General features: G+C 59.5%; 17 protein-coding genes. 6 read left to right on the top strand and 11 right to left on the bottom strand.

The genetic code is table 11. The features are described 5' to 3' along the window. Positions 1 to 25: 25 nt before the first annotated feature. The gene (locus HMPREF3140_RS06060) at positions 26 to 862 is read right to left on the bottom strand and encodes an alpha/beta fold hydrolase (RefSeq protein ID WP_004180471.1); all 837 of its coding nucleotides are present in this window, start codon (positions 860 to 862) and stop codon (positions 26 to 28) included. 192 nt (positions 863 to 1,054) lie between these two features. Further along, on the bottom strand, positions 1,055 to 1,630 hold the full coding sequence (locus tag HMPREF3140_RS06065; protein ID WP_004175291.1) for a hypothetical protein: 576 nt from the start codon (positions 1,628 to 1,630) through the stop codon (positions 1,055 to 1,057). A 131-nt stretch (positions 1,631 to 1,761) separates the two neighbouring features. On the opposite strand from HMPREF3140_RS06065, the gene HMPREF3140_RS06070 reads away from it, so the two are divergent. Then, on the top strand, positions 1,762 to 2,676 hold the full coding sequence (locus HMPREF3140_RS06070) for a LysR substrate-binding domain-containing protein (protein ID WP_004184768.1): 915 nt from the start codon (positions 1,762 to 1,764) through the stop codon (positions 2,674 to 2,676). Positions 2,677 to 2,681: 5 nt separating this feature from the next. Here the strand turns inward: HMPREF3140_RS06070 and HMPREF3140_RS06075 are convergent, their stop codons facing one another. Continuing rightward, entirely contained in the window at positions 2,682 to 3,017 is a 336-nt protein-coding gene (locus tag HMPREF3140_RS06075) for a DUF1869 domain-containing protein (protein WP_004148980.1), read from the bottom strand. Between the two features lie 6 nt (positions 3,018 to 3,023). Then, a complete protein-coding gene (locus HMPREF3140_RS06080) occupies positions 3,024 to 3,356 on the bottom strand; it encodes a TehB family protein (protein WP_002911866.1) in 333 nt (110 codons plus the stop codon). Positions 3,357 to 3,453: 97 nt separating this feature from the next. Here HMPREF3140_RS06080 and HMPREF3140_RS28645 point away from each other — a divergent pair, with 97 nt between their 5' ends. Beyond that, on the top strand, positions 3,454 to 3,582 hold the full coding sequence (locus tag HMPREF3140_RS28645) for a hypothetical protein (protein ID WP_014343288.1): 129 nt from the start codon (positions 3,454 to 3,456) through the stop codon (positions 3,580 to 3,582). Here HMPREF3140_RS28645 and HMPREF3140_RS06090 read toward each other — a convergent pair. Both HMPREF3140_RS06090 and HMPREF3140_RS06095 read right to left on the bottom strand, forming a co-directional pair. After that, positions 3,579 to 5,489, bottom strand: a complete 1,911-nt coding sequence (locus HMPREF3140_RS06090) for a putative bifunctional diguanylate cyclase/phosphodiesterase (protein WP_004196289.1) — start codon at positions 5,487 to 5,489, stop codon at positions 3,579 to 3,581. The genes HMPREF3140_RS28645 and HMPREF3140_RS06090 overlap by 4 nt on opposite strands. A gap of 10 nt (positions 5,490 to 5,499) precedes the next feature. Further along, positions 5,500 to 5,997 (bottom strand): putative pterin-binding protein, encoded by a 498-nt coding sequence (locus tag HMPREF3140_RS06095; RefSeq protein WP_016831857.1) that lies wholly within the window; start codon positions 5,995 to 5,997, stop codon positions 5,500 to 5,502. Positions 5,998 to 6,304: 307 nt separating this feature from the next. Here HMPREF3140_RS06095 and shiA point away from each other — a divergent pair, with 307 nt between their 5' ends. Further along, entirely contained in the window at positions 6,305 to 7,624 is a 1,320-nt protein-coding gene (shiA, locus tag HMPREF3140_RS06105) for a shikimate transporter (protein ID WP_004158843.1), read from the top strand. 46 nt (positions 7,625 to 7,670) lie between these two features. Beyond that, positions 7,671 to 8,411, top strand: a complete 741-nt coding sequence (locus HMPREF3140_RS06110) for a lipoate--protein ligase family protein (RefSeq protein WP_032411911.1) — start codon at positions 7,671 to 7,673, stop codon at positions 8,409 to 8,411. On the opposite strand, the gene HMPREF3140_RS06115 is transcribed toward HMPREF3140_RS06110, so the two are convergent. Then, on the bottom strand, positions 8,371 to 9,327 hold the full coding sequence (locus HMPREF3140_RS06115; RefSeq protein ID WP_070552881.1) for a LysR family transcriptional regulator: 957 nt from the start codon (positions 9,325 to 9,327) through the stop codon (positions 8,371 to 8,373). The two genes, HMPREF3140_RS06110 and HMPREF3140_RS06115, sit on opposite strands and share 41 nt — an antisense overlap. Positions 9,328 to 9,442: 115 nt before the next feature. Between HMPREF3140_RS06115 and HMPREF3140_RS06120 the strand changes: the two genes are divergently transcribed. After that, positions 9,443 to 9,832 carry a tautomerase family protein gene (locus HMPREF3140_RS06120; protein ID WP_004175282.1) on the top strand — a complete coding sequence of 130 codons (390 nt, stop codon included), beginning with the start codon at positions 9,443 to 9,445 and terminating at the stop codon, positions 9,830 to 9,832. Between the two features lie 21 nt (positions 9,833 to 9,853). Here HMPREF3140_RS06120 and HMPREF3140_RS06125 read toward each other — a convergent pair whose 3' ends face one another. Continuing rightward, positions 9,854 to 10,585: an HPP family protein gene (locus HMPREF3140_RS06125; RefSeq protein WP_002911879.1), complete on the bottom strand. Its 732-nt coding sequence runs from the start codon at positions 10,583 to 10,585 to the stop codon at positions 9,854 to 9,856. A 198-nt stretch (positions 10,586 to 10,783) separates the two neighbouring features. On the opposite strand from HMPREF3140_RS06125, the gene HMPREF3140_RS06130 reads away from it, so the two are divergent. Beyond that, positions 10,784 to 11,893 (top strand): adenosylhomocysteinase, encoded by a 1,110-nt coding sequence (locus HMPREF3140_RS06130; protein ID WP_032411913.1) that lies wholly within the window; start codon positions 10,784 to 10,786, stop codon positions 11,891 to 11,893. A gap of 42 nt (positions 11,894 to 11,935) precedes the next feature. Here HMPREF3140_RS06130 and cobT read toward each other — a convergent pair whose 3' ends face one another. From cobT to HMPREF3140_RS06145, 3 genes are all read right to left on the bottom strand, one after another. After that, entirely contained in the window at positions 11,936 to 13,003 is a 1,068-nt protein-coding gene (gene cobT, locus HMPREF3140_RS06135) for a nicotinate-nucleotide--dimethylbenzimidazole phosphoribosyltransferase (protein WP_060614407.1), read from the bottom strand. Positions 13,004 to 13,030: 27 nt separating this feature from the next. Next, positions 13,031 to 13,771, bottom strand: a complete 741-nt coding sequence (cobS, locus tag HMPREF3140_RS06140; protein ID WP_004180482.1) for an adenosylcobinamide-GDP ribazoletransferase — start codon at positions 13,769 to 13,771, stop codon at positions 13,031 to 13,033. 314 nt (positions 13,772 to 14,085) lie between these two features. Next, a complete protein-coding gene (locus HMPREF3140_RS06145; RefSeq protein ID WP_002911883.1) occupies positions 14,086 to 14,409 on the bottom strand; it encodes a DUF496 family protein in 324 nt (107 codons plus the stop codon). Positions 14,410 to 14,413 lie beyond the last annotated feature (4 nt).

The following is a 14,413-nucleotide window of genomic DNA, read 5'->3' on the forward strand; positions in this document are numbered from 1 at the left end:
CACTCTGCCCGGCAAAGAGGGCAGATCAGGCGCGGATAAACGCCAGCAGATCGGCGTTGATGGTATCGGCGTGGGAGGTGTGCATCCCGTGCGGGAAGCCAGGATAAATTTTCAGCTGGCTGTTCGGCAGCAGCTTGTCCTGCAGGATGGCCGCATTTTTATAGGGGACCACCTGGTCGTCATCTCCCTGCATCACCAGCACCGGCAAGGTGATCGACTTAAGGTCTTCCGTCTGGTCGGTCTCTGAAAACGCCTTAATGCCTTCATAATGGGCTTTGGCGCTGCCGATCATCCCCTGTCGCCACCAGTTCTGGATCGTCCCCTGGGATATCTCTGCTCCATCACGATTGAAGCCATAGAACGGGCCAGAGGCGACGTCGAGATAGAACTGGGCGCGGTTCGCCGCCAGCGCTTTGCGGAAACCGTCAAACACCTCGATCGGCGTCCCGCCCGGATTCTGCTCGGTTTTCACCATTAGCGGCGGGACGGCGCTAATTAACACCGCCTTCGCCACCCGCCCCTGCGGCTGACCGTAGCGGGCGACGTAGCGGGCGACCTGGCCGCCGCCGGTGGAGTGCCCGACGTGGACCGCATTGTGCAGATCCAGATGCTCCACCACCGCCGAAACGTCCGCCGCGTAATGGTCCATATCGTGCCCCTCGCTAACCTGATCGGAGCGGCCATGACCCCGACGATCGATAGCGATGACCCGGAACCCTTCGGCAAGGAAAAATAACATCTGGTTATCCCAGTCGTCAGCGCTTAACGGCCAGCCGTGATGAAAGACAATCGGTTGAGCTTCCTTTGGTCCCCAGTCTTTAAAGTAAATGTTGACGCCGTCTTGGGTGGTGACAAATGCCATATTACAGACTCCTCTTTCAGGATAACCAGCCTGCAGGCCCGTGCCTGGGCTGAACGCCGACGGCGGCCGGCAGGAGTGCCGACCGCACAGGAATGTGATGCCTGTAACAGTGTAGAAGATATTTAACGCCGGGCGGGACAACTTACCCTGTCTCGCTTGATTCGCCGATCCTGGACCAGACCGCGTCTGGTATCAGGCCGCACTCTCCTGCTGGCGGATCCGCACCATCAGCGCGCCGAGCAGCGCCCAGTCAAGCAGCACGGCGAAGGCAAAGCAGACGCCATGGCGTCCTCCTCCCGCAGTATGCCAGGTCAGCAGCGTCGCCGCGATGGCAATAGCTACGCTCAGCACCGTGGCGCCGCTGACCCGCATCCCCGGCAGCGCCGTCCTACCCGCCGCAATGCGCCAGGCGACAGCCGCTCCCGCCCCACCGCACGCCACGCCCGGCAGCAGTGCCGGCCAGTCCTGCCCGCCATACCAGGCCACCAGCGCCAGCAGCCAGCCGGCCGCTGACAGCAGAAAGGCCCAGCGCGTCGCCGCCAGGGGTGAGCGATAAAGCCAGGATTGTCCGCGAGTGAATCCCCACCCGACGCCAAAGGCCGCAATCAGCGCCGTCAGCAGACTCAGCGTGCCGGTCACCCCGATAACCGGGGGCATGATTAACAGCAAGGCCCCGGCGGCGATGACCACGCTAAGGGCGATAGCGCGGCCGCGGGGGTCGATCGTTGCCGCGGCTTCCGCGGCGGTGTAGCGGCTTACAACGTGCATAGTTGACTCCTGACAGGCGAAGCTGCATGAATTTAATTCATGTCATTGTCTTTACATGCCCGTAGCCTATCGCCACAATATCGCTTTACACAAACGCATAGTTTTCAGCCATAGATGAGAAAAACTCAGCCATGAGACCGCCCCGTCTGCCGCCGCTGGGGGCGCTACGCGCTTTTCATGCCGTCGCCCGCCACCGCAGTTTTAAACAGGCCGCCGAGGCGCTCGGCGTCAGCGCGACGGCGGTCAGCCATCAGATTAAACTGCTGGAGTCGGTGCTGGAGTGCCGGGTCTGCGAACGCAGCGCGCAGGGCGTCAGTCTGACCGCTGATGGCGAGATCCTTTACGCCGCCACCCAACGCGCCTTTAGCGCCCTGGAACAGGCCGTCGTCCAGATCGCTCATGCCCGTCAGCCGCCATCCTTAACCGTCACCACCACCTCCAATTTTCTCACCCACTGGCTGGTGCCGCGGCTGGCGGATTTCACCGCCCGCTTTCCGGCTATCGACCTGCGGCTACACACCAGCGTCGAACGAGTGGATCTGCATCTGGGCACGGTAGACGCCGCGATTCGCTATCGTGAAACGCCGGAGCCGGACCTGTACTGCACGCTGCTGTATGAGGATCGCTTTATCGTGGTCGCCAGCCCGACTCTGGGCCTCAGCCGGCCTGAAGATCTGCAGCGGGTGACGCTGTTTCACGTTGCCAACCGGCGCGTGCCAGCTGATTCGCCGAGCTGGGAGAACTGGCGTCGGCGCTATGGACCGCCGACGCTGAATATTGATGCGGGGTTAACCTTTAGCGATGAGACCCATGCCCTGCAGGCGGCGGTGGCCGGTCAGGGAGTGGTGATCGCCAGCGAACTGCTGGCGCGGGATCTGCTGCAGCGCGGCGTATTATCCGCGCCGTTCAGCAACGCATTGCCTGGCGCCCGCTACTACCTGGTCACCACCGAGGCTGCGGCGCAGCGGGCGGATATTATCAATCTGCGGGAGTGGCTGGTCGGCCAGATGGCATTAGGTGACGGTCGCCATCCGGCGGAAGAGTAGCGGGCTTACCAGCCGCAAACGTTGGTCTCTTCATCGGACTCGTAGCCGCGAACGATATTGATCAGATCCTTCACCGTATCAGCGGCGGTGAGCGGGTCGCGCAGCGCCGCCAGCGAGGAAAAGGTTTTATCAACCGAGACGCCGTTATTGTTATTGGTGACCGTCAACAGAAACTCCCCCTCTTCCCTGTCGTCCGGCAACTTGCTCAGCAGGTCATTAACGGCCTCCACCGCCTGCTGTGGAATATACAACACCATTGGTTTGAGAAATATTTTTTCCTGCTTCTGGTGAAGTCGGCCATTCTCTAGCGCTAAGGTATAACCTTTATTTTCACTGGTCATCTCTTGTTATCCCTCGATGAGAATTTTTGGATCAACATAAAAGTCGACATTAAAAACCGTGTCCTCTGAGAGGGCCTCAATACAGTGCCACTTCTCCGGCGGAAAGACGCCAAACTGGCCGGCTTCAATAGTCAGGGTTTCAACGGGCTCGGGGCTGGTTTCATCGGCATAGCCGAGATAGCGGATCGCCCCCTGCATCACCGAGAGACGAGGGTAGACGCCCTGCCGGGTGCCGGCATCCAGATGGCGGCGCCAGATAGAGGCCGGGGCGGTCTCTTTGGTCCACAGCGGCGTGCTGCGGGTGTGAACGTAATGGGTGGGAATAATGATTCGCTGCATAATTGTGCCTCACTTTACCGTCTCAAACGCGACGTTCAGAAATAGCCTATATGATGCATATCATATACCCCTTTTAAACGTTAAGGATATTATTTTGTTGTGGAATTTTACGCCTACTCCTTTTTATACCTCGCAGGGATTAGCGCTAAGAGAAAATAAAAAAGGCGATTTCAGGATCCTGAAATCGCCCGGGAGAATAAAAGTAGACACGTTAAAAATTTGTTAGCGCAGCGGACTCGGTTTGCCGATTAAATATCCCTGAACCAGGTCACAGCCCAGCGCCTGCAGCGAAGCCAACTGCTCTTCGGTCTCTACACCTTCCGCCACAATGCGCATATGCAGGCTCTTTCCCATGCTGATAATCAGGCGGACGATATCCAGATCGTCTTTTTGTTCCGGAATATTGATGACAAACGAGCGGTCGATTTTAATTTTATCGAACGGGAAGTAGCTTAAACGGGACAGGGAAGAATAGCCGGTACCAAAGTCATCGATGGAGATCTGAATGCCCTGCTCGCGCAGCTGGCTGAGAATTTCCAGCGAACGGGTGTTCTCATTGAATACGTCCGACTCGGTGATCTCCAGATCAAGACGTCGCGGATCGAGGCCGGTCTGATGCAGCACCTCGATAATGGTGTCGGTCAGCGATGTATTCATCAACTGAATTGGTGAAACGTTGACCGAGACCTTCAGCGGCGTCGCCCAGCTGGCCGCTTCGGCACAGGCGGTTTTCAGCACCCATTCGCCAAGGGCATTAATAAGACCGATTTTCTCTGCCACCGGAATAAACACCGTCGGCGGCACGGCGCCGCGCACCGGATGGAACCAGCGAACCAGCGCTTCATAGCCGTAGATTTCGCGCGTGACGGTATCGGCGATCGGCTGATAGTAGACTTTGAACTCGTCATGGGCCAGGGCCTGCAGCAGATCGTCTTCAAACGATTTGTTCTCCTGCAGGCGCTGCAGCATCCCCGGCCGGAAGATTTGCACATGGCCGCTACCCTCTTTTTTCGCCTCATACAGCGCGAGGTCGGCGCACTTGTACAGATAATCGGTACGACTTTCACCGTCAGAGATCACGATCCCAATGCAGGCGTCGATATTAATCTGCGCATCGTAGATCTGATAGGGCTGGCTGATCTTCTCCCGGATAACATTGGCCCGCTCAAGGGCCATTTCTTCAGTGAGATCGTAGGAGAGCATCGCAAACTCATCACCGCCAAGGCGATACAGCGTCTCGGAGGTTTTGCGGAAAAAAGAGAGGCGACTGGCCAGATCCTGCAGCAGCTTATCGCCAGCATCATGGCCAAGGGTATCGTTCACATCCTTAAAGCTGTCGAGGTCGAAAAGCATCACCACGGCGCATCCCTTATAGGGACGCACCTGGTTGACGATCTCCTGCAGCCGCTGCCAGAAAGAGAGACGGTTGGGCATACCGGTCAGCGAATCATGGTAGGCGTCGTACTGCAGCCGGCGGTTCTGCACCTGCAGCTTCTCTTTCGAGGCCTGCAGATCGTTGGCCAGCGTTTTCATACGAACATGGGCGCGACGCAGATTATTATTCTGTCGGAGCATCAGCAGACCGAGAGTTATACACATGGCGATCAGCAGAATGGAGATCACCGAGTAGATATAATAGAGATGCTGGATTTTATCATGGGTGATATTAACGATATTGATATCTTGCGTCAGGGTGGCGGCGGCCATTGAGGTCAGCGGACCATCAAGCTCGCTTAACACCGGCAGGATCTGTCTGACCTGCTCCGGCGTCATGGTATCAACTTGTTTATCGAGCAGATGAAGATTACGAATCAGCGTCGCAACCACCGTCTTCCGCTGCTCGCTTTTATTGATAAATTTACCCAGATCGCCCTCCTGCAGAAGCTCGATCTGGCTCATCATGATCTCAAGACGCAGGCGCACCTCATCGTGGTCCGCCCCTTCGGCCCCAATCGCCATTCCCGCCAGACGAGACTCCAGCCGCATATATTCCGACACCATCTGCGACATTGACCACGAGTCCGTATAGCGGGTAAATTTTTGCAACTCACTTTGTCGCTCATGCACCAGATAAGTAATATATCCGGTGACAACAAATAACGACAAAATAATAGCCGTGAGTATTCGATTCAAGATCCAACCCTTATTCTATAATCATCTTTGAAACTTGCCAGGCCGATCGGGAATAATAGATCTGGTTCTGTAATTCAGCACTGCTGTCGTAAGGGTAGACAATAAATAACGGGCCTTTATCACGAATGCGCATATATTGACCGTTCATTTTTAACGCCATAATGACCGGGAATTTATAAAAATCATCAATCGGGATAATGGTGGTGTAGTCGTTCAGCGCCAGCACGCGGGCCGATGTGCCTTTCGCGCCGACTAAATCCATGAGTTTATTAAGGGGAATACCGTCAAAACGAACCTTGCCGGTGTACCAGGGGGTGGTGGTTTCTATCGTCTTCATCCCCAGTTTTTCCAGCATTGCGAGATCAAAAACGGCCTTGTCGCCGACATTCATATTTCCGATTTTTCCGGAAATGGTCAGTACAGGTTTTCCTGTCGGCGCAGGCAGTTTTTCAGCATAAGCAGAAGGCAACATGACAGAACAAAATAAAACTGCAAGAAGTAGACGCATTTTACTCACCATTCCAGAGAGGGAGACACGTTAAGTGTAAACCATTTACGTCGATTCTTAAAAGGTGTCCATCTTTGTTATCCGTTGATTTAATTAAAAGTATAAGCTGGATGGCAAATTGCCAGAATGTTAAGTCCAGGGTGTGATTTCGACCGCCTTTCCCATCGATTCTTTTTTGCGCCATCTCCCCCGCTTAGCAGGCAAACTACTTTCCTCCACGGCCGCTGCGCGGTAGTCTCAGAGCAGACGCAACGGTAAAAGCGTCTCATTCCAATAACAACGAAGTACGTGACTGACAGGACAGGGTATGGATTCAACAATAAGCGTGCAGCCCGGCGAGGCGCCAGATTCACTACATCGGGCCCGGCGGGCGGCCTGGGGTAGTTTTGCCGGCGCGGTGGTCGACTGGTACGATTTTCTTCTCTATGGCATTACCGCCGCGCTGGTGTTCAACCGCGAATTTTTCCCGCAAATCGGCCCGGCGATGGGAACGCTTGCCGCCTTTGCCACCTTCGGCGTTGGGTTTCTTTTTCGCCCGCTCGGCGGAATTATTTTTGGCCACTTCGGCGATCGCCTCGGGCGGAAACGGATGCTGATGATGACCGTCTGGATGATGGGTATCGCCACTGCCTGCATCGGCCTGCTCCCCTCGTTCAACCAGATCGGCTGGTGGGCGCCGGTGCTGCTGGTGTTCCTGCGAGCGGTTCAGGGATTCGCCGTCGGCGGCGAATGGGGCGGCGCGGCGCTGCTCTCGGTGGAGAATGCCCCACAGGGGAAAAAAGCCTTTTACAGCAGCGGGGTGCAGGTGGGCTACGGCGTCGGCCTCCTGCTCTCTACCGGGCTGGTATCGCTGATTAGCAGCCTGACCAGCGACCAGCAGTTCCTCAGCTGGGGCTGGCGCTTACCGTTCCTGTTCAGCGTGGTGCTGGTCCTTATTGCGCTGTGGATCCGTAACGGCATGGCGGAATCGCAGGAGTTTGAAGCGCAGCAGAGCCAGGACAACGCGCCGCAGATGAAAAAGCGGCTACCGGTAGTGGAAGCGCTGCTTCGCCATCCGGGAGCGTTTTTACTGATTATCGCCCTGCGGCTGTGTGAACTGCTGACGATGTATATCGTCACCGCCTTCGCCCTCAACTACTCCACGCAAAACCTCGGCCTGCCGCGCGAGCTGTTTCTCAACATTGGCCTGCTGGTGGGCGGTCTTAGCTGCCTGACTATCCCCTGTTTCGCCTGGCTGGCAGACCGCTTTGGCCGTCGGCGGATCTATATCACCGGGGCGCTGATCGGCACTTTGAGCGGTTTCCCGTTCTTTATGGCGCTGGAGAGTCAGTCCGTTTTCTGGATCCTGTTCTTCGCCCTGATGCTGGCCAATATCGCCCATGATATGGTGGTCTGCGTCCAGCAGCCGATGTTTACCGAGCTGTTCGGCGCCAGCTATCGCTATAGCGGCGCCGGCGTCGGCTACCAGGTGGCGAGCGTGGTCGGCGGCGGCTTTACCCCGTTTATTGCCGCGGCGCTGGTCACCTTCTCCGGCGGATCGTGGCACAGCGTGGCCCTCTATCTGACCGCAGGATGCCTGCTGTCAGCGCTCACCGCGCTGCTGATGAAAAAGCACCCCGTCGACTGACCCACCAGCGGAGGGCGTAACCCGCGCCCTCCGGTAAGGAGAATGCATGTCTCAGTTAACCCTGGCCGACTGCTGGCCTCGCCGTTTTTCCCCCTCCTCGCTGGCGCTGCAGTTTTGCGAGGATCCCACCCAGGCCGAACAGCCGCTGTTTGCTAAAGCCAGCGCCGGCGAGGCCGTCGCCCAGCTCTGGCAGGCGCCGCAGGGATTGGTGGTGCCGGGGAGCTATCGTCAGTTTACGGATCTGCCGGCGGTCAGCGCGCATTTTGCCGCGCGCGGCTGGCCGGTATGGCTTCGCCGCTCCGGCGGCGGTCTGGTGCCCCAGGGGCCGGGCATTATCAACCTTAGCCTCGCCTGGCCGGTGCAGCAGCCGCTCGGCGAAGCCGCCGAACCGATCTATCATTCGCTGTGCGCGGTGCTGCAGCGTACCCTCGCGCGCTTCGGCGTTGCCAGCCACCCCCGGGCGGTAAACGGTTCCTTTTGCGATGGACGGTATAATCTTGCCTGCGGAGAAGGCGCGGAGGCGCGCAAGATTGTCGGTACCGCCCAGTACTGGCGGCCGCTGGCGGCGGGCGGCGGCCACGTGGTGCTGGCCCATGCGGTGATCCTTATTGACGCCGATCTGAGCGCGGCGCATCAGGCGGCGAACGCCTTCGAAGCGCAGCTCGGCAGCGAGCGGGTCTATTGCGCTGACAAGACCGTTACTCTCGCGCAGCTGCTTCCCGGCGAGCGCCATCTGCTGCCCCGCTTTAGCGAGGCGCTGGCGCAGGAGCTGGACGCGTCTCGCTGAAGGTCGCTTTCAGGTAGCGGCTGAAGGTTTCCACCGCGCGCGACACGCGCGGAGTATAGGGCCGGATGACGTACAGCCGGTCGGCAAACACCTCCACCGGCTGCCACGCCGGCAGCAGCTCCTGCACCAGCCCGCGGCCAATGGCCTCCCGGGCGCTGAAATCCGGCAACAGCGCCACCCCAAGCCCCGCCAGCACCGCATCACGTAGCGACTCGCTGTTATTGGTGGCGAATGGCCCCTGCACGTTGATGGTCACCCGAGCATCGGGCGAGTGACGGGAGGCGAACGTCCACTGCGGGCGCTGTGGCCCACGGGGATAGGTCAGGCACTGGTGGTGGCGCAGATCTTCGGGGGTTTCCGGGCGGCCATGGCGGCGAATATAGTCGGCGGACGCGACGGTAAGCGTCGCGGTGTGACACAGCGGCCAGGCGACATGGGTATCCGGGAGCGCCTCGCGCCGACAGTGGCGGATGGCGAGATCGAACCCTTCGCTGGCCAGAGAGACCAGCCGGTCGGTGACCTCAAGCTGCAGATGCAGCTGGGGATGCTGATGCAAAAAAGGCGCGATTGCCGGGACCAGCTGCTGGCGGGAAAAGGCCACCGGCGCGGTCAGGCGCAGCGTTCCCCGCAGCGGCCCGCCCTCATCGCAGGCGCCGGTGAAAATATCCCGCAGCTGACCAAACGGCTCGTTGAGCTCCGCCACCAGCCGCAGTCCGTCGTCGCTGAGGCTCACGCTGCGGGTGGTGCGATGGACGAGGGTTTTACCGGTCACCCGCTCCAGCTCGCTGATTTTCTGGCTGATAGCCGACTTGCTGATCCCCAGCTTTTCCGCGGCCCGGGTATAGCTTTTTTGTTCTTCCAGCACCGTCAGCCAGTACAGATGGAGCCAGTAACTCTCCGGACGACTCTCGCTCATGTGATTGTTCACCAGTAAAAACAATGTATTCAACTATAGCGGTTTTTGCCGGCGGCGGCATCGGCTAGCATCTTGTTGAGCCCATCATTATTCCCTAACGATAAGGAGCACCTGCATGCCATTACTGACATTTGACCTGATTGAAGGCCGTACGGAACAGGAGGTCAAAACCCTGCTGGATGCCGCCCATCGCGCCGTGCTGCGCGCCTTCGAGGTACCAGAACGCGACCGTTACCAGATTGTTCATGAAAACAAAGCCCATCATATGGTGATTGAAGATACCGGCCTCGGATTGACCCGCACGCGGGATCTGGTGGTGGTGCGGGTCTATACCAGCCCGCGCAGCGAGGCGCAGAAGCAGCGCTTCTTCGCCATTTTGCAGGAGGAGCTGGCGGAACACTGCGGCCTGAGCGGCGATGATCTGATGGTGTCGATTATCAGTAACCAGAAAGGCGACTGGAGCTTTGGCCGCGGGGTCGCGCAGTATCTTACCGGCGATCTGTAACCCGCAGCCCGCAGTACGCCCTTAGCGGCGGGCTGCCGTCGCGATACGCTGCCGCGCCTGCTGCTCGATATTCTCCAGCAACTCCTGGACATCGTCTTCATCAATGTCGAGGAACTGGCCTTCCAGCAGCGCGGCGTGAATATCTTCCCGGGTGACCGAAATACCCAGCGGCACCGCCCTGGATTTGACCTCCTCCGCCGCCAGCGGATGCGGATAACGGCGGCCAACCAGGTTATTAAACACAATAGCTAGCAGCGCCAGCATCAGCGAGTTGAGGAGCACCGGGGTCAGCACAAAGTGATAGCCTTCGCTGTGCACCCCGGCGCCGCCGAGGATCGCCGTCAGGGCCACCGCGCCGCCGGGGGGATGCAGACAGCGCAGAAAATACATCCCGGCGATGGCCAGAGCCGCCGCCAGACCGCAGGCCAGCGCCGCATCGGGGACCAGCATACCCACCGTGACACCGATCAGCGCCGACAGCACGTTGCCGCCGACAATCGACCACGGCTGCGCCAGCGGGCTGCTCGGTACGCCAAACAGGAGTACCGCCGAGGCCCCCATCGGGGCAATAAACCACAGATTGACTTCGCCGAGCAGCCAGTGGCTGAACATGCTGGTCACCGCCAGTCCGGTGCCAGCGCCAATGGATCCCAGCACGATATGCCGGCGGGCCACCGGCAGCGCGTGCGGCTTCAGGCGGCCAAGGAAAATCCGCAGCCGTGAAAATATCCCCGCAGGAATAACACTCAACATCGCTTCATCGCTCAAATCATAGGAATTACTTATATTTTATTTTCTTTTTTTAACCTTAAATTAACAACCCTGTCTTTCGCAGGGGATAGCGCGCGCGGCGATGTCCGACGGCATTGTGCTGTGAATTCTCGCGGGGGCTGATAGAATCCCTTTTCGGTCAGGGGGATACCCCTTTTGCGAATTGAAGGTCATAACCCAGTGAATAATAAAATCTCTTTAGCGAAAGAAGTGGCATGGGCCAGCCAGAATATGCCGCGTACCCTGCGTCAGGTCGCCGCGCTGCCCGACCTCAGCGGCGTGCGTCTGGCCTGCTGTATGCACCTCGACATGAAAATGATCCCGCTGGTACAGGGGATCCTCGACAAGGGCGCTCAGGTCTTTTTAACCACCTGTAACCCCACCACCGTGCAGGACGACGTGGTGGCCTGGCTGGTGGAGCGCGGCGCCGAGGCCTGCGCGTGGCGCAATATGAGCGATGCCGACTGGCAACAGTCATGGGAAAAAGCGATTGCCTGGCAGCCCACTCACCTGTGCGAGATGGGCGCCGATATCACCACCCTGCTCCACCAGCGCGGCGAGTTTGGGAACATCGTGGCGGGTCTGGAAGCCACCGGCTCGGGCGTCAATCGGCTGGGGGATATTCAGCCAGGCTATCCGATCTTTAACTGGGACGATCTGCCGGTCAAAGAGGGGCTGCACAACCGCCATATGGTCGGTCTCACCGCCTGGCACACCTTCTTCCAGACCACTCACCTCACCCTGCATGAGAAAAAAGTGCTGGTGATCGGCTACGGCCTGGTCGGCCAGGGCGTCGCGGCGGCGGCAAAAGCTTTTGGCGGTCAGGTGATGGTGGCGGAGATCGATCCTGCCCGCCGTCTGCAGGCGGCCTACGACGGCTGGCACGTGGTGGACCTCCAGGAGGCAATCGCCTCGGCGGACGTGGTGGCCACAGCGACAGGCGGTAAAAACGTGGTTAATCGCCAGGCGCTGGACCGGGCGAAAGCGGGAGTATTTATCCTTAACGTCGGCCACGTGGCGGAAGAGATCGACGGCGAGTACCTGCGCCAGTACCCCCAGGAAGAGGTGATGCCGTATATCAACGCCTACCGCATGGCCGACAAAACCGTCTATCTGCTGGCCAATGGTTCAATGCTCAATCTGACCGCTGGCTTCGGCGATAGCCTGAACGCCTTTGACGTCACCCTCGCGGTGATGACCAGCGGCATCCGCCATATTGTCACCGAGGGCATGCGCGCCCCGGCGAAGGTTTATCTCCTGCCCCAGACGGTCTGGCAGCAGGCCCTGTAAACCCGGCGCATCGCCCCCATCGCGGGACGATGCGCTTTACCATCAGGATGACGGCGCGCTATCGGGCAACACAATATTGCTCTGCGCCAGCGTTCCCATCTGGTTGTACATCACGCTGGCGGCATCCAACAGGTGCATCGCCAGCGCGGCGCCGCTGCCCTCTCCCAGGCGCATGTCCATATCGAGATACGGCCGCAGACCCAGCGCGTCGAGGGCGATCTGCGCTCCTTTCTCCGCCGACAGGTGTGAAGGAATAAGATAAGGGTGCGCCGACGGGGCCATGCGGCAGGCGGCCAGGGCAGAGGCATAGGAGAGGAAGCCATCCAGCACCACCGGCAGGCCACAGGAGGCCGCCCCGAGGATCACCCCGGTCATGCCCACCAGATCGTAACCCCCCACCTTCGCCAGGACATCCAGCCCGTCGGCCGGGTTCGGCTGATTATGGGCTATCGCCTGGCGCACCACCGCCACCTTATGGCCCCGCTGCGCCAGCGGCAGATTAGCCCCACAGCCCACCACCGCGTCAGGGTCGCTGCCCGTCAGGACACTGATCGTCGCTGCGGCCGGGGTGGTATTGGCCATTCCCAATTCGCCGACGCCGAAGGCTTTCACCCCGTCGGCAGCGAGCTGGCGGGTGAGCTGCATGCTGGCCAGCAGCACCGTCTCCGCCTGCTGGCGGCTCATGGCCGCCGTCCGGGCGATATTCCCGCTACCGCGGGCCACCTTGAGGTTAATCAGGCCCGGCAGCGGGTCGGCATCGATGCCGACATCCACCACCTGCACCCTGGCCCCGGCCTGCGCCGCCAGCACGTAGACGCCTGTGTTGCCCCGCACCATATTGCCGGCATGAATGGCCGTCACCACCTGCGGCGAAGGGGTCACGCCTTCATGCCAGACGCCATGGTCGGCGCACATGACCACAATCGCTTTCTCCGCCAGCGCCAGCTGCCCCTGCAAGCCAGGCAGACCGGCCAGCTGCACCGCCAGCGTCTCCAGACGGCCAAGGCTGCCGGGCGGCTTTAACAGGCCATCAATATGCTGCTGAGCGCGCGCCATGGCCGCCACATCGGGCTGCGGAATGGCAGCCAGTAACGCCGAAAGTGTTTCCATTCAGTTCCTCACCGTTGGCGTCAAGCCTTACAGCAGCGCCAGTAAAAAGAGTAATTCGCCCAGCTCAATCGCCGCCCCGAGGGTATCTCCGGTCTGCCCGCCGAGGGTTCGCTTCAGCGCCCATCCCAGACCCCAGATCAGCACCAGGGTGATCAGCGCGGCGCGCAGCCCCTGCAGCCCCAGCAGGGCGGTGGCCAGCGCGATCGCCATCGCCATCGTCACCAGCGTCTGCTGCAGGCTAATTTTGCCGATAAACAGATTGCCCAGCCCCTTTTCCCGCGCATAGCGATGACGATACATCAGCAGCACCGCCATCCCGCGACCGACGGCGCAGGCCGCCGCCAGGGCTGCGATGGGGTGGATATCACGCAGCAGCAGCTCGCCAACCACCAGCACTTTCGCCACCAGCACGAAGATCAGCGCCAGCCCGCCGTGGGTGCCCAGCCGGCTGTCGCGCATGATCTCCAGCATCCGATCGCGGGTGCGGGCGGAGAAAATGCCGTCGCAGGTATCAGCCAGCCCGTCAAGGTGGAATCCGCCGGTGAGCAGCGCCAGCGCCAGCACGCCGAACAGCGCCGCCAGCGGGACGCCGCACCACGGCTGCAGGAGGAGCGCCACCGCGCCGGCGATGGCGCCAAGCAGTAAACCGACCAGCGGAAAGGTGACGATACTGCGCTGGTACTGTTCGATCTCCAGGCCCTGAGATAACCGCGCCGGGACCGGCAGGCGGCTGATAAACGAGAGTGCAGCAAAGAATGACTTAATCACGTGAGGTTGACTCCTGTCGGCGAAAGCAGCGGAAGAGTTCTGTCGCGCCCGGTCAGCACCTGAGTTTGTCTTCTGGCGAATCGATCGTCGGAGAGGTGAGAGGTGTTGAGATATCGCCCTGACGCCGCTGCGTCAGATGCCCGGCCAGGATGAGAGAAACCTTTCCGATATCAATACGTTTTTCGCGGGCCAGTATAGCAAAGTGTCGGTGAGGAGAGGCAGTTGCCGGAACAAAGTTTTCGCAGAAAAAAGCAGGGAAAAGAGGGAAACGCGGAACAGCCCGGCGACGCTTAACGCCGCCGGACCGGCAGGGTTTAGCCTTCGACTTTGGCTTCGCCCATCACTTTCAGTTTTTTCGAGATGTCGCGGCGCTCTTTAGACAGCTCGGCATTTTTGATGATGTAATCATCAACGCGATCTTCGTAATCGCTCTTCATGCTGGCGATGATGCCCTGGATGGCTTCCACGCTCATGCCCGGTTTGATGTAGTCGCTGAGGTTGTCCAGCAGCAGAACGCGCTTCTGGTTATCACGGATCTTTTTCTCAACGTCCTGAATTTCACGCTGCAGTTTGTTCTTACGACGGTACAGACGAACAAACTCCAGTACGTCCTGGAAAGAAGGCTTAGTTGTTTCCATTTTT

It is taken from the genome of Klebsiella sp. HMSC16A12 (assembly GCF_001808265.1).
Lineage (GTDB): Bacteria > Pseudomonadota > Gammaproteobacteria > Enterobacterales > Enterobacteriaceae > Klebsiella > Klebsiella pneumoniae.

Coding starts and splice junctions, on each gene's coding strand:
- HMPREF3140_RS06060 (WP_004180471.1), bottom strand. CDS start 862: ATGGCATTTGTCACCACCCAAGACGGCGTCAACATTTACTTTAAAGAC.
- HMPREF3140_RS06065 (WP_004175291.1), bottom strand. CDS start 1,630: ATGCACGTTGTAAGCCGCTACACCGCCGCGGAAGCCGCGGCAACGATC.
- HMPREF3140_RS06070 (WP_004184768.1), top strand. CDS start 1,762: ATGAGACCGCCCCGTCTGCCGCCGCTGGGGGCGCTACGCGCTTTTCAT.
- HMPREF3140_RS06075 (WP_004148980.1), bottom strand. CDS start 3,017: ATGACCAGTGAAAATAAAGGTTATACCTTAGCGCTAGAGAATGGCCGA.
- HMPREF3140_RS06080 (WP_002911866.1), bottom strand. CDS start 3,356: ATGCAGCGAATCATTATTCCCACCCATTACGTTCACACCCGCAGCACG.
- HMPREF3140_RS06095 (WP_016831857.1), bottom strand. CDS start 5,997: ATGCGTCTACTTCTTGCAGTTTTATTTTGTTCTGTCATGTTGCCTTCT.
- shiA (WP_004158843.1), top strand. CDS start 6,305: ATGGATTCAACAATAAGCGTGCAGCCCGGCGAGGCGCCAGATTCACTA.
- HMPREF3140_RS06110 (WP_032411911.1), top strand. CDS start 7,671: ATGTCTCAGTTAACCCTGGCCGACTGCTGGCCTCGCCGTTTTTCCCCC.
- HMPREF3140_RS06115 (WP_070552881.1), bottom strand. CDS start 9,327: ATGAGCGAGAGTCGTCCGGAGAGTTACTGGCTCCATCTGTACTGGCTG.
- HMPREF3140_RS06120 (WP_004175282.1), top strand. CDS start 9,443: ATGCCATTACTGACATTTGACCTGATTGAAGGCCGTACGGAACAGGAG.
- HMPREF3140_RS06125 (WP_002911879.1), bottom strand. CDS start 10,585: ATGTTGAGTGTTATTCCTGCGGGGATATTTTCACGGCTGCGGATTTTC.
- cobT (WP_060614407.1), bottom strand. CDS start 13,003: ATGGAAACACTTTCGGCGTTACTGGCTGCCATTCCGCAGCCCGATGTG.
- HMPREF3140_RS06145 (WP_002911883.1), bottom strand. CDS start 14,409: ATGGAAACAACTAAGCCTTCTTTCCAGGACGTACTGGAGTTTGTTCGT.